Source organism: Lonsdalea britannica (genome assembly GCF_003515985.1).
Lineage (GTDB): Bacteria > Pseudomonadota > Gammaproteobacteria > Enterobacterales > Enterobacteriaceae > Lonsdalea > Lonsdalea britannica.
Genome location: NZ_CP023009.1, coordinates 2,755,593 through 2,773,859, shown reverse-complemented (window position 1 = coordinate 2,773,859; position 18,267 = coordinate 2,755,593). Strand labels below are relative to the sequence as shown.

Annotated in this window: 12 protein-coding genes, 1 tRNA gene and 1 pseudogene; 6 read left to right on the top strand and 8 right to left on the bottom strand. The window is 52.8% G+C overall.

From position 1 onward, the window contains the following. The first annotated feature begins 398 nt into the window (after positions 1 to 398). The 3 genes from CKQ53_RS12670 to CKQ53_RS12660 all read left to right on the top strand — a co-directional run bounded on the left by CKQ53_RS12670 (position 399) and on the right by CKQ53_RS12660 (position 3,343). A complete protein-coding gene (locus tag CKQ53_RS12670; protein WP_094117998.1) occupies positions 399 to 1,451 on the top strand; it encodes an ABC transporter substrate-binding protein in 1,053 nt (350 codons plus the stop codon). Between the two features lie 118 nt (positions 1,452 to 1,569). Beyond that, positions 1,570 to 2,445, top strand: a complete 876-nt coding sequence (locus tag CKQ53_RS12665) for an ABC transporter ATP-binding protein (protein ID WP_094117997.1) — start codon at positions 1,570 to 1,572, stop codon at positions 2,443 to 2,445. Positions 2,446 to 2,476: 31 nt separating this feature from the next. Further along, on the top strand, positions 2,477 to 3,343 hold the full coding sequence (locus tag CKQ53_RS12660) for an ABC transporter permease (RefSeq protein WP_085650820.1): 867 nt from the start codon (positions 2,477 to 2,479) through the stop codon (positions 3,341 to 3,343). A gap of 416 nt (positions 3,344 to 3,759) precedes the next feature. Here CKQ53_RS12660 and CKQ53_RS12655 read toward each other — a convergent pair whose 3' ends face one another. Continuing rightward, on the bottom strand, positions 3,760 to 4,320 hold the full coding sequence (locus CKQ53_RS12655) for a response regulator transcription factor (protein ID WP_085650821.1): 561 nt from the start codon (positions 4,318 to 4,320) through the stop codon (positions 3,760 to 3,762). 547 nt (positions 4,321 to 4,867) lie between these two features. Between CKQ53_RS12655 and CKQ53_RS12650 the strand changes: the two genes are divergently transcribed. Then, a tRNA-Val gene (locus CKQ53_RS12650) sits at positions 4,868 to 4,944 on the top strand. A 411-nt stretch (positions 4,945 to 5,355) separates the two neighbouring features. On the opposite strand, the gene CKQ53_RS12645 is transcribed toward CKQ53_RS12650, so the two are convergent. The 6 genes and pseudogenes from CKQ53_RS12645 to licT form a co-directional block, all read right to left on the bottom strand. Further along, positions 5,356 to 6,348 (bottom strand): nucleoside hydrolase, encoded by a 993-nt coding sequence (locus CKQ53_RS12645; RefSeq protein ID WP_244200948.1) that lies wholly within the window; start codon positions 6,346 to 6,348, stop codon positions 5,356 to 5,358. A gap of 85 nt (positions 6,349 to 6,433) precedes the next feature. After that, positions 6,434 to 8,020 carry a carbohydrate porin gene (locus tag CKQ53_RS12640; RefSeq protein ID WP_118895047.1) on the bottom strand — a complete coding sequence of 529 codons (1,587 nt, stop codon included), beginning with the start codon at positions 8,018 to 8,020 and terminating at the stop codon, positions 6,434 to 6,436. A 136-nt stretch (positions 8,021 to 8,156) separates the two neighbouring features. Further along, positions 8,157 to 9,857, bottom strand: coding sequence for an alpha-L-rhamnosidase-related protein (locus tag CKQ53_RS12635; protein ID WP_208640005.1), 1,701 nt, complete (start codon positions 9,855 to 9,857; stop codon positions 8,157 to 8,159). A 92-nt stretch (positions 9,858 to 9,949) separates the two neighbouring features. Continuing rightward, a pseudogene (locus CKQ53_RS12630) lies at positions 9,950 to 11,341 on the bottom strand (glycoside hydrolase family 1 protein); the annotation flags it as partial. A gap of 26 nt (positions 11,342 to 11,367) precedes the next feature. Beyond that, the gene (gene bglF, locus CKQ53_RS12625; protein WP_118895045.1) at positions 11,368 to 13,257 is read right to left on the bottom strand and encodes a PTS beta-glucoside transporter subunit IIABC; all 1,890 of its coding nucleotides are present in this window, start codon (positions 13,255 to 13,257) and stop codon (positions 11,368 to 11,370) included. 265 nt (positions 13,258 to 13,522) lie between these two features. After that, positions 13,523 to 14,377: a BglG family transcription antiterminator LicT gene (gene licT, locus CKQ53_RS12620; RefSeq protein WP_085650826.1), complete on the bottom strand. Its 855-nt coding sequence runs from the start codon at positions 14,375 to 14,377 to the stop codon at positions 13,523 to 13,525. Positions 14,378 to 15,024: 647 nt separating this feature from the next. Between licT and pykF the strand changes: the two genes are divergently transcribed. Then, positions 15,025 to 16,437, top strand: coding sequence for a pyruvate kinase PykF (pykF, locus tag CKQ53_RS12615; RefSeq protein ID WP_085650827.1), 1,413 nt, complete (start codon positions 15,025 to 15,027; stop codon positions 16,435 to 16,437). 335 nt (positions 16,438 to 16,772) lie between these two features. Next, entirely contained in the window at positions 16,773 to 17,009 is a 237-nt protein-coding gene (locus CKQ53_RS12610) for a major outer membrane lipoprotein (protein ID WP_026740320.1), read from the top strand. 186 nt (positions 17,010 to 17,195) lie between these two features. On the opposite strand, the gene CKQ53_RS12605 is transcribed toward CKQ53_RS12610, so the two are convergent. Beyond that, on the bottom strand, positions 17,196 to 18,200 hold the full coding sequence (locus tag CKQ53_RS12605; RefSeq protein WP_085650828.1) for a L,D-transpeptidase family protein: 1,005 nt from the start codon (positions 18,198 to 18,200) through the stop codon (positions 17,196 to 17,198). Positions 18,201 to 18,267: the final 67 nt, after the last annotated feature.

Sequence of the window (18,267 nt, the reverse complement as noted above, 5' to 3'; positions counted from 1 at the left end):
AATTTCATAGCAATAAAATTGTTATCACGAGAAGCCCTGCTGATAAAACATCGGCTCTGTTCAAAACAAATAGGTTCATTCACTCTCAAAACAGACTTTCCCGCAGGAAATAACCATTGCCTCTAGCTTATTACAAAACGCGATTTAGCGAGGCGGGGACGGTCATTTATGCTGCGCCTTATACCTTAATAAAAACGGGGTATATTAAACTAAAGTAATAAAAACATTTAATTAAAACCATTATACCGGCCAGATTCACAGACTGAATAAAATGACGGTTATCGGCGCGACGACGGAATGAATAATGACGTCTGGCCATCGCTATTTTACCCAGTCTGCGCCGTTGAAAACGGGTGCATTCGGCCGAAGGGCATAAACACTTTTAATGGATACAGAGAATGAAAAACCAGAGGACTCATATTCGCCGCCCCCGGCGTTTTTCCCGCACGTTTAAGGGTTTGACCACCACAGTCGCGCTGTTAACGTCAGCGCTAGCCATCCCTTTACAGGCACAGGCGGAAGGACAGCTGCGTATCGCACAGCAATTCGGCATCGTTTATCTCCTGCTGAACGTGGCGCAGGATAAACAGCTGATAGAGAAACATGCCAAAGCGGAAGGGCTGGATGTCAAAGTGGATTATCTACAACTCTCCGGCGGCGCGGCAGTGAATGATGCGTTACTGTCAGGATCGGTCGATATCGCGGGCGCGGGCATCGCCCCGCTGTTTACCTTGTGGGACCGCACCAGAAATCGGCAAAACGTCAAAGCGGTGCTCGCCACCGGCAGCTTCCCCTACTATCTCGTGAGCACCAACCCCAACGTCAAAACGATCGCCGACTTTACGGATAAAGATCGCATTGCCGTCCCCGCCGTTGGCGTCTCCGTGCAGTCTCGCTTCCTCCAGGCGGCATCAGCCAAACTCTGGGGCGACAAGGCGTATAACCGTCTGGATAAACTGCAAGTCGCCGTACCGCACCCGGATGCCACCGCCGCGATCATCAGTGGCGGCACCGAGATTTCCGCCCACTTCGCCAACGCGCCTTTTCAGGAGCAGGAGCTGGCAGGCAATCCCAAAGCCCATATCGTCCTGAACTCCTATGACGTTCAGGGCGGGCCGACGTCGCCGGTCGTGCTTTACACCACGGAAAAATTCCGCCAAGAGAACCCGCGCACGTACAAGATTTTTGTCGATGCGCTGGCCGAAGCGGCGGATTTCACCGCCAAAAATCCGGAAGCGGCGGCAGACGCTTTTATCCGCATCACCAAGTCAAAAATTGACCGCAAACTGCTACTCAGCATTCTCAAAAGCCCTGAATCCAAATTCAGCATCACGCCGCAAAATACGCTGTCTCTGGGCCAGTTCATGTACCGCGTCGGCGCGCTGAAAAATAATCCTGAGTCGGTTAAGGATTACTTCTTCGACGATCCCCACGTCGCTTCGGGAAGCTAAAAGCTGCCGAGGCGTCTGTCTACGCCCTCCCGACCCTTGCGATCAGGCGGGCGTATGTGGGCAACGAAGCGGGGTCAACGCCCTTAGCGGCGATGGACAACAACGAGAGGAAACCAAGATGTCTTTGCATTTATCGCAGGATCGTGACGCCGCGATCCACCCCGACGTCCCACTGTTACAAGTGGAGAGCGTCGGACTGGAATACGCCACCCGCGAGCGCCGGGTACGCGCGACCCATGACGTCAGCTTCGATATTTTCCCGGCCGAACGCTTTATTCTGCTCGGCCCCTCCGGCTGCGGTAAGTCCAGCCTGTTGAAGGCCGTCGGCGGTTTTCTGCCGCCGGTTGACGGCCGTATCCTGCTGGAAGGAAAGGCGATTACGCAGCCGGGTCCGGAACGGATGATGGTCTTTCAGGAGTTCGACCAACTGCCGCCATGGAAAACCGTGCTCGAAAATACGCAGTTTCCGCTGCGTGTGACCGGCAAACTCTCCGCCGCTGAAGCGCGCGATCAGGCGATGTACTATCTGGAAAAAGTGGGACTGGCGGACTTCGCCAACGCCTGGCCGCATACGCTTTCCGGTGGCATGAAGCAGCGGGTCGCGATTGCGCGCGCGTTGGCGATGAAACCCAAGGTGCTGCTGATGGACGAACCGTTTGCGGCGCTGGATGCGCTGACTCGCCGCAAAATGCAGCAGGAGCTGCTTGAGCTCTGGGAGGAGGTGCGTTTTACCCTGCTGTTCGTCACCCACTCCATTGAAGAAGCGCTGGTGGTCGGTAATCGTATTCTCCTGCTCTCACCACATCCGGGACGGGTGCGCGCAGAGCTGAATTGTCATCAGTTCTCCCACCATGATGAGGGCGGCAAGGAGTTTCAGGCGGCGGCGCGGCGCATTCACGATCTGCTGTTTCCGGCGGGTCATCCAATAGCCCCGGCGCCGGCCTCGTCGACGCACTCGCCCGTTCGAGCGCTGGCCGGACAACACTCGCGCTGATGTTTCTCTTCATAACATGAAAGGTTTTACGATGAGTCAACTTCCCCCTGTTCGCCCGGAGTACCAGAGAGAGCTGGCTCCGCTGACCGATATTAATGTCGCCCAGCCATTGCCACTGCTTAACCGCCTGTGGAATCTGAGCGCCGTTCGCAAGTCTCTATTGCTGATCCTGCTGGCATTAGTGTGGGAAGGCGCCGCTCGCTGGCAAAATAACGATTTGCTGCTGCCTACGTTTACTCAGGCGGCGTCTGCTTTCGTCGAGGATATCCGCAACGGTGAATTGCCCGCCAAGATCGCCATCTCCATGAGTACGCTGGTGAAAGGTTATCTGATTGGGACTGCGCTGGCGTTGGCGCTCAGCGCTCTGGCCGTCTCCACCCGATTGGGACGCGATCTGCTGTCTACGCTGACCTCAATGTTGAACCCTCTCCCCGCCATCGCGCTGTTGCCGCTGGCCTTGCTGTGGTTTGGGCTAGGCACCCAGAGTCTCATTTTCGTACTGATACATTCGGTTTTATGGCCGATGGCATTAAATACCTATTCCGGCTTTCTGGGCGTTTCGGAGACGCTGCGCATGACCGGGCGCAACTATGGACTGAAAGGATTGCGCTACGTCTGGCATATTCTGATCCCGGCGGCGCTGCCTTCTATCCTTTCCGGTCTCAAAATCGGCTGGGCGTTCGCCTGGCGTACGCTCATTGCCGCCGAGCTGGTTTTTGGCGCCTCCAGCGGGCAAGGCGGACTGGGCTGGTACATATTCCAGAACCGCAACGAACTGTACACCGACCGCGTTTTCGCCGGTCTGGCATCGGTGATTATCATTGGGCTATTGGTAGAAACACTGATCTTCGCCACCATCGAACGCGTGACGATCAAACGTTGGGGAATGCAGCGATAGCCCTCTGCGACACGCCGACGATGGAATGTCGTCGGCGTGTTGTCGCTTCGGATAGGTCGAGAGGAACGGATTTTTCGTTACGTATGAATAAGATGTGAAAGTCTGATTAACCTGACCACATCTCTTACAACCGGGCGTATGTTTAAAACCTAAAGTGACACCATAACATTTTTGTTAGTTAATTATTTCAACACCATCAATACATTTAAGTAAAAGATAAAAAATATCCATTTAAATAGAACAGATAATGTTTAATTATATTATTTTCCACGCTTATAAAAACATTGTAAATAAAATGTCACGTTAGCTAAACAAGGAGAGTTAACTGACACCCGATGAAAAACGTTTTATTGGCGTGTATATGAATATGAGTAGTTGTCGGCTCTAATAAATCACTCGCTTATAGACATAAATAATTATCTGCGCTGAGACGCTTCCATAATACTTTTAATATTGAGTTTTCGCAGCATGCTTTGCTTGTGGCAGCTAATCGTTTTTTCACTCAAACATAAAAGGCCAGAGACTTCCTTGTTGCTTTTCCCCTTCAACAGATACTGAAGCACCAGTTGCTCTCTGGGAGAGAGCTTTTGCAGTTGCACGTCCCAGGAAGGGCCTGATGCGTGGTGCGTGACGTCTTGTATCTTGGAGATGATTTCAACAATCGGACTTTTTAAATCGATGATCGCATCGTAATTGATATAGCGAAACATCCGGTCAGGCTGACTATCTTTAAAGAGGACAATCTTGTTACCGCTATTGACGTATTTTATTACGTCGACCAGCGAGGAGATGATGGAACAGTCGTGCAATACTTCAATGAGAAAAACCTGCTCTTTTTCCTGCTGCAGATTGTTGACTAAATCACAGATATCCGCGGCGACATAACACTTATCGCTATCCGTCATTATTTTACTGATAATGATATTCTGTAGAGAATAAGAAATGATTTCATTCTCAACCAGGAACACATAGTCCATTGTTTACCACCCCCATACCGCAAGCAATAGAAACCAAGTAGAGCCGTTTTAATGCGGCTAAATCGAACAGTATGAATTTTTATCGTTTAAGCAATTCCCATAAACCATAGCACTTAACAAAAATTATGGTAGGTTAAATCTGGACTTCACTGGTCTGCTCTCTTATTACCCATCAATTTAACTTTCTGTTCGCGTATTATTTATGCGTTTATTCATTCCCCCCTCTGACTTTCCGTCCGCCATCCATTTTGTTGCTATCTATTAATCGACAGGCTTTCTTTACCACGTGGTGTTGATGAGATGCGGTAATACGCCCAAAAACCGGGGTAGTGATGTGCGAATGAACAAAACTCCCTCACATCAACCCTACTCAGGCGTATCTTTGTACAATGACGGACAAAGATTCGACACTTGATAAAGAGAAAGAACAAAGGGCTTGCCATCCATGCTGGAGCAGTCCATAATGACGTCCATTCCAGTTACTGGAACGCAAGAAAAAGCATTTTAATCAATGAGTTATCTCTAGATTTTATGCAAAGCACCCTGTACGACCGTAGCTCAGTTGGTTAGAGCACCACCTTGACATGGTGGGGGTCGGTGGTTCGAGTCCACTCGGTCGTACCAATTCTTTCTGCCTCCGGCAGCTGCCGTTTACCCGGCATACTCGATGTTTCAAGTTACCCTCTCGTTATTATCGCTGCTTTCCTGATATTTCTGCTTATTTTCCCTGTTCTGTTTGCTTTTGCATCATTCGCCCTGATGTCGCCGCCTACCCGTACTTACCTACGCCGCTGTCACTTCCCTGCGACCGAACCTTTAGAGATAAACGTCGCCAGAGTGAGCGACACCTTCTTCAGCGCTCCACATCACGTTTTGCGGCAAGTCCTCTGACGGGAACGATGTCGACCCGCTAAAACTTCTTAAGCCTGGCGGATGCGCTAAACAAAAGCCGCCACGTTTTATGTGACGGCTTGGGTGACGTTAATGCTGGGTTGACGTGAAAACACAATAGAACCACCGTGGTTAGCCCGATGATTACTGTGCCTGTGCTGCCTTCTGTCCGTAGAGCAAGCTCAGTTTGGCGTAGAAATCTTCCAGCGTAAAACGACCGTCCACCGCATGGTAAACACGGATCTGGCGGGCGTTTTCCTGCGCGCCATAGCTCAGGTCATCGTTAATTCGCGGGGCATCACGCAGCGTATACTGGTATTCGTGGTCATCCAGCAACAGGGCGACCGACGGATTATCACCCAATACCCACACTTCGCTCTTCGGCCAAGGCACGTCCTTCAATGTCATCGAGATCTCCCGATTAAAGTCGAGCAACTGCTGCCACAGATACTCTCCGACCTTGCCCTGCGGTTTGACGCGCGCAGCCAGCTCCGCCAGAGAAACCCTGACTGACATATAAACGTTATGCGGCACCTGCCAGAGCGGAACGCTGGACTGGAGCACCGCATTCGCCGCCTGCGGATCGTTAAACATATTGTATTCCCAACCCCCTTTGGGATAAGGCATGCCGCCGATCCAAATCACGGTCATTTTCTGGGCGATTGTGGGATCCGCCTGCAGCGCGGCGGCAACATCAGTCAGTGCGCCGAGCACCAGCACGAACAGCGGATGAGGATCGTCTTTTTTCGCCTCGTTGATCAACTGCTGAGCCCCTTCGCTTAGAGCCGGTTTGCCCTCGAGCGGACCGGTCGCCCCGCGATAAACCGGCACCCCCGTTTTTTCCATCACCTGTGTTAACCGCTGCAATTCACGGTAGCTCTCCATCATGCTGTTGGCGCCATCTCGTTTCATCATCGGTGCTGTTCGTGCGTAGTGCGCGGCAATCAGACCCGTCACCTTCAGCGTGGGCGTCATCAACGCATGCGCCACGGCGAAATCGTCGTCCGCTTCGTTTTTAGCATCGCTGCTGATCATGACTCTGATTTGCTTATGCTCTGCGACCTCAAACGGCAGCACGGCCGCCAGCGACGACGCGCTCCACTGCGCGAGAAAAACCAGAGCCAGAACCCCGTTCATCAGCGTCCATCTACGTTTCTTATTTCTACGGATAATCATCAAAAGATCCTCATAAGTGAAAACGCCATAACATCCCTGCGCCGCATTACCACCAAACTTCCGCCTGAACGCCAAGGCTGAACTGATCGTCTTTGTCGTCCTCGAAGCTGAATTGAGAGATGCCGTTTTCAAGCGATTTCAGATAACTGGCGTAGAAACGGATCTCCGGGCGCGAGGTCAGCATGCTGGTGCTGACCTTCAGGGTGTGGAACAACGTAGTTTTGTATCCCGACTCCCGATAGTTGACCCCGCCTGCCTTGTTGGTCTGATTAAAATAAGCCAGCTCGACGCCGGTCTGGTTGTATTGATCCCAAATATAGGCGGGACGAACGACCGCACGGAACGTTTCGAAATCGGTATGCGCGCCGGTTTCATAACTGTACAGATCGTTGCCGCGGCCATAGACCAGCGCGTTGGCCATAATCACGTCGGGATGCAGGTAGGTTTCTCCCTGCGAAATCAGCCGCAATGCCGTTCCTCCGGTATGTTCGCCGTAATAATATTTGCCATCGCCGTAGTCCGGATTGGCATCAGATATCCGCATGAAACCACTGGCAATCGAGTTGCTGGCGTACTGGAGGGCGAATTCATTAAATCCGCCGTTGTCGAATTTCTGACGGAGAACGCCGGTCGCCAGCCACGCGTCTTTTAATTCGAAATAATTGCTTGAATGCTGGCTGTCGCTTTCATTTGCCGTGTTGTATTTTCCATCGATTTCAAACGTCGCCTTATCCCAGAGCGGAATGTCCCGGTAGCGGATATCAATCGCATTGGTATTCACCTGCGTGGTGGAGGTGTAGGACTTATTGTAGAGATCCAGATCTTGACGTAGTAACGCCATATCCAATTTCCCCACGCCCACATCAATATTCTCCAGACCCACCGCGCCCGCCGAATCCGCCTTATGCGCTTTCCAGTCCAGCATCTGTATTTCATAATTTTTCAGATAATGTTTCCCGACCCAAAACGAGGCCTCCGGTATAAAGGGAATAAAGCCCGTCGTGGTGACGTACATATCGGAAAATTGCAGCAGGTTATCACTGCTGGAATCAAACACGCCGTTGCTGTAGGACTGCCCCACGTTGCCATCGAGCCAGACGACGGCATGAGCCGTTTTGCCATCCTGATCGTAGACGCGCTGGTTCAGAATCAAGTCAAACCAGCCGCTGTGCTCGTTGCCGAAGCGCCCCAGAGAACCTATCGCATAAGACTTGGGCACGCCGCGCGATGAGGTGGCCCAGCCGGAGCGGAAATAGCCCGAGTAGGTAAAACCGATGTCGTTTTTCACGTAGCGGCTGATATCGTCGAGCGTCATCGGCGTCGAAGAGCCGGTGGCGTCAGGACGGTCATTGGCCGCAGCGGTGGATGAATGGGAGGCTTTCTCGGTGGACTCTGGTGGGGGGGTGGCCACCGTCACGTTAACCTCGCCAGGTTTCGGCGCCGTATGTTGTTGGGTTTGACCGGCGGCGATTTTATATTCCTGTAACTCTTTTCGGGTGGCGTTTAACTCTTTTTCGAGTAATTCGAGTCTTTCCTCCACGGTTAATTTCGCGGCCAGCGCCTGATAGGGCACACCGGCGGAGAATAAAGCCAGCGTGATAATTTTTAGGGATGCAGAGTTAAGTTTTATCATTATGGTATTTCCGATGTTGATTCGCGGGGGGCGCAAACGCACCAGCCCGCTATTCCCGGTCAACGTAGGTTGTTCAACTTTTTTATTCGAAGCGGCGATGTTCCGCCCCCTCACCTTTAACGCTTTTTATTTAGGCTTATCCGCGCGCGAAACCGCGGCGGATAAAGTAACTGGGAGTACAGCTCCAGGCATGGCAATAACTGTCGATTTGCTTACTGCCATAGGGAGACGACAGCGGATTTTTGGGATCAAACGCTTCCCAGAAGGTATTCGTTTCGGTTTTGATCATGGCTCCCCAATAGTCTTCCACCAGCCTGCGCGCTTGCTGGCTTAGGCCACAGCGAATGAGCGCATCAACCATGTGATGGTACAGATAGGGCGTCAGAGGACGGACGGCGTCGGGCATCGTCATGACGCGAGCCAGCGCTCGCGCCATCTGCGGTTGAGGCAACACGTCGGCCAACGCCATCCATGCCTGAGAAGCCCAGGAGATTTGCCGCTGCTCGCCGCTGACAAACACGCCCAATGGTTCATCAAACAACCCGCGCGCCGCCTGTTTCATTCGTGCGACTGCTTCACTGAAAGGCTGAACCTCGGCCTCGCGTCCCAACGCTCTCGCCAGTTCGATACCTTCCTGACAGCTGTAAATCAGGACGCCCTGAATGGCAGCCTGCTTATCCAGCCCTTTCAATGCGGCGCTTTGGTCCGTTCCCGGATTCCAGTCGATAAACACGTAATCCTTTTCCGGGGCGACGAATAGCCCCTGCGCGTTGACATTCTTCAGCGCCAGCGTGAGCTGCTGTTTAGCCACCGGCCACAGTTCCTGCGCCGTCGCGGTGTCTCGACTCGCTCGCAGATAATCGCGCACGATACTGCCGAACAGTGCGGCATAGTCGATCAGCACCACCTCGCCGATGCGCGGCTCCGGCTGTTCATAGACGCAGGCCGTGATATAGCCATCGTCCCGCTGTAGCCCGGCAAATAAGTACAAACAGCGCCGCACCAACGCCGTGTTGTTGAAGCTCACATAGTTGACCATGGCCTGCAGACGCAGATCGCCCACCCATAGCCGCCGATCGCGCTTCGGCCCGTCCTCGAAAACGGTCTGCATACATTCGTGCAATGTCCTAAGGCTGACACGATCGATATCCCGCAGTAGTTCGCTGTCATAGCGCGCCGGCGCGAAGCGATCCAGACCGGCGGAAGAGACGGCTTTCACCTGCATTGAGTTAAACGTGACGCTGAAGTTCGTCGATGTGGAAACGATCTCGACTTTGACAAAGCGGAAGGCGTGGCGGCGTTCAATCCTGACCTGCTGTGGCAGAAAATCGACATTCAGAATTTCATCCGGCAACCAGGAAGCGCTGATCCAGCCGTGATAGGGATAAAGCGGCTGCGTCACATCGGTGGCGACCTCCCCGAAGATCAACCGCAAACGCACCGGGGCATCGCAGGAGACGCCCTGCCACCCCAATGAAAACATGAGATAACCGGTGTAGTGTTCTCCGAAATCCACGATAAAACTTTCGCCGGTTTTGAAACTCTTTTTCGCCAATTCCTCCATGTCATACTGCGGCGTCATGGCGACGCGTAACAGATGCTCGGGCGCTTCCCGAGGCGCAACGACATTCAACGCGGGGTAAGTCACCTCGGACAGCGTCGGTGTTAGCACTTCGGCCATCGCGACCCAATGCTGCTGCCGGGTCAGCGCGTTCGGCTGAACCACGCCGGTTTTCACTGTATCTGCCGTTTTATCCGTCGCGCGCAGCGGCGCGATGCGGGCGCAAGCCGTGACGACGGCCGCATGAATCAGCAACTCTCTTCTGTTCATGGTCATCAGTCCCCTTTTTGGGCGGGCCGGGCGCGACTGCCGCGCAGCCCGTCATCAGGTGTGGAGGCAGGGCAAACGCTACGCCCGCCCGTCGATGACTTCAGCACATCACCGTTGCTGTGAATGACCGATTGATACCAGTAAAAGCTTTTCTTGCGTTTACGCGCCAGCGTTCCTGCGCCCTGATCGTCCCGATCGACATAGATGAAACCATAGCGTTTGGACATTTCGGCCTTCGACGCGCTCACCAGATCGATGGGACCCCAGCTGGTATACCCCATGACCTCGACCCCGTCGGCGATCGCCTCGCCCACCTGCACCAGATGGTCATTGAGGTACTGAATGCGGTAGTCGTCGTTAATCGCGCCATCGGCCTCCACCTGGTCTTTTGCCCCTAGCCCGTTTTCCACGATAAACAGCGGTTTCTGATAACGGTCGTACAGGACGTTAAGCAGGTAACGCAGCCCTTCCGGATCTATCTGCCAGCCCCATTCGGAGCTGTCTAAATAGGGGTTGGGGATCATGTTCAGGATGTTGCCGCGCGCTTTTTGAATTTCGTCGTCGTCCTGAGTGACGCAGCCGGTCATGTAATAGCTAAACGAAATGAAATCGACCGTTTCCTTCAACGCCTCGACATCGCCCTCCTCGATGTGCAGCGCAATCCCCTGCTCTTTGAAAAAGCGTTTCATATACGCCGGATAGGCACCCCGTGCCTGAACATCGCCGAAGAATAGCCATTCGCGGTTTTGACGCAGGCTCTCCATCACGTCGTTCGGTTTGCAGGTCAGCGGATAGAGCATCGCGCCCAGCAACATGTTGCCGATCCGGGCGTCGGGAATGATGTCGTGGCAGGCTTTCACCGCCTTGGCGCTGGCGACTAACTGATGGTGGATGGCCTGATAAATCGCTGCTTTATCGCTGTCTGGCGGCAAACCGACGCCGGTAAACGGCGCATGCAGCGAAACGTTGATTTCGTTAAAGGTCAACCACAGCTTGACCTTGTTGCGGTAGCGTTTGAAGACGGTCCGGGCATAACGCTCGAAGCAGTCGATGGTTGTGCGGCTGCCCCAACCACCGACACGTTTCACCAGCCCATAGGGCATTTCATAATGCGAGAGTGTGACCAGCGGCTGGATGTGATGCTTCGCCAGTTCGTCGAACAGGTTGTCGTAGTAGGCCAACCCGGCTTCATTCGGCGTCAGTTCGTCGCCCTGTGGGAAAATACGCGTCCAGGCGATGGACACGCGCAGACAGCGGAACCCCATTTCAGCAAACAGCGCGATGTCCTGCGGATAGCGGTGATAAAAATCGATGGCGATATCCTTGAGGCTGCTGTCGCCGGGTTCCCGCTCAACGATAGCGCCGAAGATCCCCTGTGGCTGCAGGTCGGACGTGGAGAGTCCTTTGCCATCATCTTGATAGGCGCCTTCCACCTGATTGGCGGCAATCGCGCCGCCCCATAAAAAGTCTTTTGGAAAACGAGTGTTCATCAGTTTCTCCTGTAGGCAAAAGTGAGTTAATGCACCAACGACAGCAGCGGCGCGCCGGCGGAGACAGCGCCGCGGGCTAACGGCAACACATCAAGATAGCCGTCGCTGTTGGAAATAATGATCGGGGTGGTGAGGTCATAGCCCGCCGCGGCAATCGCTTCGACGTCGAACGTCAGGAGCCGATCGCCTTGCTTGACGACGTCGCCGACGGCGACATGGGGCGTGAAATACAAACCGTCGAGTTTCACCGTATCCACACCCACGTGGATCAGCACTTCAGCGCCGTTATCTGCGGCCAAACCCATGGCGTGATGCGTTTTGAATAACGACGCCACCGTGCCGTCCACGGGCGCATAGAGCGTGCCTTCGTCCGGCACTATTGCGATGCCTTTCCCCAGCAGCCCGCTGGCAAAGGTGCTGTCGCTAACTTCTTCCAGCAATATCGCCTGTCCGGTCAGGGGGCTTGCCAACGTTTCCGTACGCACGCCCAGCGCGTTGTCGACCGGCGCAGATGCCGCCGTGTCATTCTTTTTAGGGGCAAGCGGCGTGGCCGGAATACCGAACATCCAGCTGGCGACGGCGGCGAAAAGGAAAGCGACCACCGTACCGACAATGGCAGCCCAGACGCTGCTGTTGAAACCTTCGGGAGGAATGATCAGCGTGAAGGTGAATATGCTGGGCAGACCAAAGGAGTAAATAGTGGTATGGAAATAGCCCATGATGCCCGCGCCAATCGCGCCGCCAATGCAGCCGAAGATGAACGGACGACGCAGCGGGAGCGTGACGCCATAGACGGCCGGTTCGGTAATGCCGAAGATCGACGCGGAGAAAGCGGAGCCGGCGATACCTTTCAGTTTGGCATCCCGGGTACGCAGCAGTACGCCTAACGTCGCGCCCGCCTGCGCCAGCACTGCCGGCGTCAACAGCGGCAGCAGCGTATCGTGTCCCAACACGCTGAGGTTGTTCAGCATCAGCGGTACCAGCCCCCAGTGCAGGCCGAAAATCACACAAATCTGCCAGATCGCCCCCATTACCGCGCCTGCGACGACCGAGTTAAGGTTATAAAGCCACTGATAGCCGCTGGCCAGCAGTTCGCTAAGCCAGGTCGCGCAGGGACCGATCACCAGAAAAGTCAGCGGCACCGTAATGCAGATGCACAGCAACGGCGTCAAGAAATTACGGACGTTGGCATGCAGCAGCGCGCTCAATTTCTTCTCCAGTCTGGACGATACCCAACTGGCGAAAATGATCGGGATGACTGAGGAGCTGTAATTTAAAAATGTAATGGGGATGCCCAGAAAGGTCATTGGCTGATAATCAGCCGACTGCATCGCGTTGAAAGCGGTGATCATCAAGGGATGCACCAGCGTTCCCCCGATGACCATCGTCGTAAACGGGTTGCCGCCAAATTTTTTACCCGCGGTATATCCCAGAATCACCGGGAAGAAATAAAACAGCGCATCGCTGGCCGCATACAAGATTTGATACGTGCCGTGACTTTCGTTTAACCACCCCAGCGCCTGACATAAGGCCAACAGACCTTTGAGTATGCCCGACGCCGCCATGACACCGATAAACGGCGTGAAGATGCCCGCGATGATGTCAATGAAACGGGAAAACAGACTGTCTGATGGGGTCTCCTGCGGCGAGTCGGCGTTTTCGCTGTTTTCCATCCCCGCCGCGGCCACGACGTCACGATAAACGTCACTGACGTGATTACCGATCACGACCTGAAACTGACCGCCGCTTTCCACCACCATAATCACGCCGGGATTGTTTTTCAGCGTGGCGGCATCGGCTTTAGCGCTGTCCTTGAGTTTGAAACGCAGGCGAGTGGCGCAATGCAGGACGCTGTTGATGTTGTCCCGGCCGCCTACACCCTCAATGATCTCACTGGCTAACATCTTATATTCCATAGGACATTCCTTAGTACGAGGTCACAGCCAGATAACATCCGACATTACTGGCGAGGCTGTTTTTAAGACGAAAAAAAACCTGAATCACTTCCCCGGCGGTCTCATGACGGCTCAGGAAGCGATTCAGGTTTCGCCTGCACTGCCTAATGGCGAATGCAGTAACAATCCAGATTTTGAGTCTCAGCTTGCGGCGTTTTCATCATCGCGGCAAGCGACTTTAATTAGCTGACAATTAATTTGTGACGCACAACACTCTTTTGATTTATCACGCCTCCGGCTCTTGACCGGAGATATCCGCACGCACTCTTTCGATATGAATGGTCAGGAACATCAGCTCCTCTTTCGTCAGAAAGTAATCGTATTGCCGATGAATGTGCGTCTGAATTTTCTCTGCGCAGGCATAGGACTGGGCATATTTCTCCTTCACCACGTCGTGCAAGGATTCGTCATCATTGGAGACCGGGTCATGCCCGACGAGTCGTTGCGCAAAAAATTTCAGATGCGTAACAAACCGGTGATAGCTGAGCGCCTGCTCGTTGTAGTCCACATCCAGGTGATATTTGACGATATTCAGTATTTCCTGCATCACCTTGGTGATGTGAATCACCTCCGGCATCTGGCTGTCGAGCTGCGCATTGACCAGATGCAGTGCGATAAACCCCGCTTCGTCCTCCGGCAGCCGCACGCCAAGTCGGCGATGGATGATCTCCAGCGCTTCCAGCCCTACCGCAAACTCTTTCTGATACAGCCGTTTGATTTCCCACAGCAGGACGTTGCGAATATCGACGCCCTGCCGATGGCGCTCAATGGCGAAGTGACAGTGATCGGTCAACGAGACATAGATACTGTTTTGCAACTTTCCCGGAAGCTGTTCTCGCGCTAACGCGATGATTTTGTCGGCGGTCGTGAACACCTCCAGCGGTATTCCCTGCAAAATCTCGCTCAGCCGCGACGTGAGTTCGCTGCTGCGCAGTTCGAACACTTTTTCAATCAGCGCCTTATCGAGGCGATCGCCAATCTGCTTTTTGAAACCTAGCCCTCGCCCCATCACAACCTGTTCGTTATGGTGTTCATCCAAGACGGTTACGACATTATTATTGAGTATTTTGGCTATTTTCATTTTTACGAACCCTGGAAACAAAAAGACCAGACATCCACTCTTCGAAAAGCGAATATCTGGTCTTGCCTGCCGTGAGCAGTAACAACCCTGAGCTCCATCATCAACTTCACCTCGAACTCTCTCAATATGCATCACAAAGAAACGTGACGAAGATCGACACAAAGGTTCAAAAATTACACATTGTTTTCTTTAAGTTCGGTCGGCATAGCGAAATATTACGTGGAATCATCACATTGCATTATTTTTATCTGCCAGACAAAAACACTGCAGAGAGATTGCGCAACGCCATCGCGCAAAAGTGAAAAATCGCCTATTTTTTTGCGTAAACGCACTAAAATATAGGTTATCATACTGCCTCACCGCTTGTTTCTCATCACTCAGCAACTATAATACGGGCGTTGTCTTATTGAATGGTTTCAGCAAACTACCGTGCCAAGATTAATAACAAGTTTTAAAACGGTATTACCTCGTTTCATCCACTCTTTTAGGATGATATCTGACCATGAGTGCCTTCAAAATTTCGCTTGCTGTCACTATCTGCACTCAACGCGTTCTGTCTCTTTTTTCAGCAAATCCCTATCGGGGGTTAGCATCCATAACCACCGGTTCCCATTTTTATCCATCACAACTTGTAGAAATTAACCGTTATGAAAAAGACCAAAATCGTTTGTACTATCGGCCCGAAAACTGAGTCCGAGGAAATGCTGGCCAAGCTGTTAAACGCAGGCATGAACGTTATGCGCCTGAACTTTTCTCACGGTGACTACGCCGAACACGGTCAACGCATCACGAACCTGCGCGCTATCATGCAGAAAACCGGGCAGAAAGCCGCCATCCTGCTGGATACCAAAGGCCCTGAAATTCGTACTATGAAGCTGGAAAACGGCGCTGACGTTTCTCTGTCTGCCGGCCAGACCTTCACCTTCACAACCGACCAGAGCGTCATCGGCAACAAAGATCGCGTAGCGGTTACCTATGCCGGATTCCCGGAAGACCTGAGCGTCGGTAACACCGTTCTGGTAGATGACGGCCTGATCGGTATGGAAGTGACTGCCATCAACGGTAACGAAGTCGTTTGTAACGTGCTGAACAACGGCGACCTGGGCGAAAACAAAGGCGTTAACCTGCCGGGCGTTTCCATCCAGCTGCCGGCTCTGGCAGAAAAAGACAAACGCGACCTGATCTTCGGTTGCGAACAGGGTGTGGATTTCATTGCCGCTTCCTTTATCCGTAAACGTTCTGACGTTGAAGACATCCGCGCTCACCTGAAACAGCACGGCGGTGAACACATTCAGATCATCTCCAAAATCGAAAACCAGGAAGGTCTGAACAACTTCGACGAAATCCTGGAAGCATCCGACGGCATCATGGTTGCTCGTGGCGACCTGGGCGTGGAAATCCCGGTTGAAGAAGTGATCTTCGCTCAGAAAATGATGATCGAGAAATGTAATCAGGCACGTAAAGTCGTTATCACCGCGACTCAGATGCTGGATTCCATGATCAAAAACCCGCGTCCGACCCGTGCGGAAGCCGGTGACGTTGCCAACGCCATCATCGACGGCACCGACGCCGTTATGCTGTCTGGCGAAAGCGCCAAGGGTAAATACCCACTGGAAGCTGTCAGCATCATGGCCACCATCTGTGAACGTACTGACAAAGTCATGAAACCGCGTCTGGAACGCGCTGCCAACACCGGTCGCCTGCGCATCACTGAAGCCGTATGCCGCGGCGCGGTTGAAACTGCAGAAAAACTGGAAGCGCCGCTGATCGTTGTAGCCACCAGCGGTGGTAAATCCGCCAAGTCCATCCGTAAATACTTCCCGGATGCACGCATTCTGGCGCTGACCACCAATGAAGTGACCGCTCGTCAGCTGATTCTGACCAAAGGCGTAGAAACGCTGATAGTCAAAGAAATCGCTTCTACCGACGACTTCTACCGCATTGGTAAAGACGCCGCGCTGGAAAGCGGTTTTGCTAAAGCCGGCGACGTAGTGGTTATGGTTTCTGGCGCTCTGGTACCGAGCGGCACCACCAACACCGCTTCCGTACATCGCCTGTAATACGCCACGGCGAAAAGTCATCGATAAATATTAAAGCGCCCTTCGGGGCGCTTTTTTTATGGGGGACTTTATTTTACTTTTCTCTGCGATTCGGGCAGAGGTCCTTCCAGTCAGTTATGCTAAAAAGACATATCAGTTAACACTTATTCAGAGTAATCTGATAAAACTCGCCTGTTTTCCTTACTTTTTTTGTCTCCAAAATAAAAGGCGCTGCTTCTTTGAGCGAACAATCCAAATTAAGCGTCTTCTCATCAAAAATTTATTCTCATTAGAAAAAAGTTTGTGTAATACTTGTATCGCTACATGGAGATTAACTCAATTAGAGGGTATTAATAATGAATCGTACTAAACTGGTACTGGGCGCGGTAATTCTGGGTTCTACTCTGCTGGCTGGCTGTTCTAGCAATGCTAAAATCGATCAACTGTCTTCTGACGTTCAGACTCTGAACAGCAAAGTTGATCAGCTGTCCAACGATGTAACCGCAATCCGCTCTGACGTACAGGCTGCTAAAGATGATGCAGCTCGTGCTAACCAGCGTCTGGATAACCAGGTTCGCACTTACAAAAAGTAATCGAATCTGTGAAATGAAAAATGGCGCACATTGTGCGCCATTTTTTTTGTCTCAAATAAATCAAGCTGCCGCTTATTTATCATCACACCCAGCTCTGCTTAACGCCGCTAGAACGTCGAGGTCCTGAGATAACCTGTCAGTCCCGACGGCGTCATTCTCTGTCAGCAAGTTATGCTGCCGCCGCGATTACGGCTGTTGCGATGCTGAAGCGTTTATGCTCGTCACGGGCGCCGCGGCTTCTTCGGCTGTCTGTTGAGTCGGAATCGGTTGACCCATATTCACCAATACGGGCATGCCAGAGCGACGCACAATGGCGCTATCGACGACCGCTTTATTCGTCTCTTCATTGTTGATGAAGCCTTTCACTTTCTTGCTGAGCGCGATGGTCATCGTCTGCGGGTCATCTTTATCAGTACGAGACAACGGCTGATGAACTTCGATATAGCGCTTTCCATCAGGCTCTACCGCGACTTTTATCGGCTCGTTGACCACCTGTACCCGCGTTCCTGGCTCCACCGCATTGAATAGGGCTTCAATATCGTCCGCCCGCAAACGAATACAGCCGGAGCTGACACGCATGCCGATACCGAAATTCGCGTTGGTGCCGTGAATCAGGTAAACACCACCGCTCTTGGCCATACGCATCGCAAACAGCCCCATTGGATTATCCGGTCCCGCAGGAACGACGGCAGGCAGGTCAATACCCTGCTCTTTATAGTGCTTGCGAATATTCGGCGTCGGCGTCCAGGTCGGATTCGGGTGTTTAGAGATAATGGTGGTGGTCATGACCGGCGTGTTCCGGCCCAGTTGGCCAATACCAATAGGATAAACGATCACCGTATTTTGACCTTTGGGATAATAGAACATCCGTAGCTCAGCCAGGTTGATGACGATGCCCTCGCGCGGCGTATCCGGCAACAGGATTTGGGTGGGGATGGTGAGCGTGGTTTCAGGCTTGGGGAGATAAGGATCGGTACCAGGATTCGCTTCCAGCATCCCTAACAGACCTATCTTGTAGTCAGAAGCAATCGCCTCCAGAGAACGGCCATCGTGTGGAACCACATAGGTCGTGTTTTCACCGATTAGACGGCTATCGGGCGGCGGCAGCGGATATTCCGTCGCTTGCCCCGCCGGCATACCGCCGATATACGACGCCAGAAGCAGCCCCATTAACGTCAACGCGCGTTTCATCATCAGTTCCCTATTCTTACAGCTTGAATATTGTGACCCGTGAGGTTGTCGCGGAAAGGCCCGTACA

Bases quoted from the DNA above. Each gene is read 5' to 3' on its own strand.
- CKQ53_RS12670 (WP_094117998.1), top strand. From the start codon at position 399: ATGAAAAACCAGAGGACTCATATTCGCCGCCCCCGGCGTTTTTCCCGC.
- CKQ53_RS12665 (WP_094117997.1), top strand. From the start codon at position 1,570: ATGTCTTTGCATTTATCGCAGGATCGTGACGCCGCGATCCACCCCGAC.
- CKQ53_RS12660 (WP_085650820.1), top strand. From the start codon at position 2,477: ATGAGTCAACTTCCCCCTGTTCGCCCGGAGTACCAGAGAGAGCTGGCT.
- CKQ53_RS12655 (WP_085650821.1), bottom strand. From the start codon at position 4,320: ATGGACTATGTGTTCCTGGTTGAGAATGAAATCATTTCTTATTCTCTA.
- CKQ53_RS12645 (WP_244200948.1), bottom strand. From the start codon at position 6,348: ATGAACGGGGTTCTGGCTCTGGTTTTTCTCGCGCAGTGGAGCGCGTCG.
- CKQ53_RS12640 (WP_118895047.1), bottom strand. From the start codon at position 8,020: ATGATAAAACTTAACTCTGCATCCCTAAAAATTATCACGCTGGCTTTA.
- CKQ53_RS12635 (WP_208640005.1), bottom strand. From the start codon at position 9,857: ATGACCATGAACAGAAGAGAGTTGCTGATTCATGCGGCCGTCGTCACG.
- bglF (WP_118895045.1), bottom strand. From the start codon at position 13,257: ATGGAATATAAGATGTTAGCCAGTGAGATCATTGAGGGTGTAGGCGGC.
- licT (WP_085650826.1), bottom strand. From the start codon at position 14,377: ATGAAAATAGCCAAAATACTCAATAATAATGTCGTAACCGTCTTGGAT.
- pykF (WP_085650827.1), top strand. From the start codon at position 15,025: ATGAAAAAGACCAAAATCGTTTGTACTATCGGCCCGAAAACTGAGTCC.
- CKQ53_RS12610 (WP_026740320.1), top strand. From the start codon at position 16,773: ATGAATCGTACTAAACTGGTACTGGGCGCGGTAATTCTGGGTTCTACT.
- CKQ53_RS12605 (WP_085650828.1), bottom strand. From the start codon at position 18,200: ATGAAACGCGCGTTGACGTTAATGGGGCTGCTTCTGGCGTCGTATATC.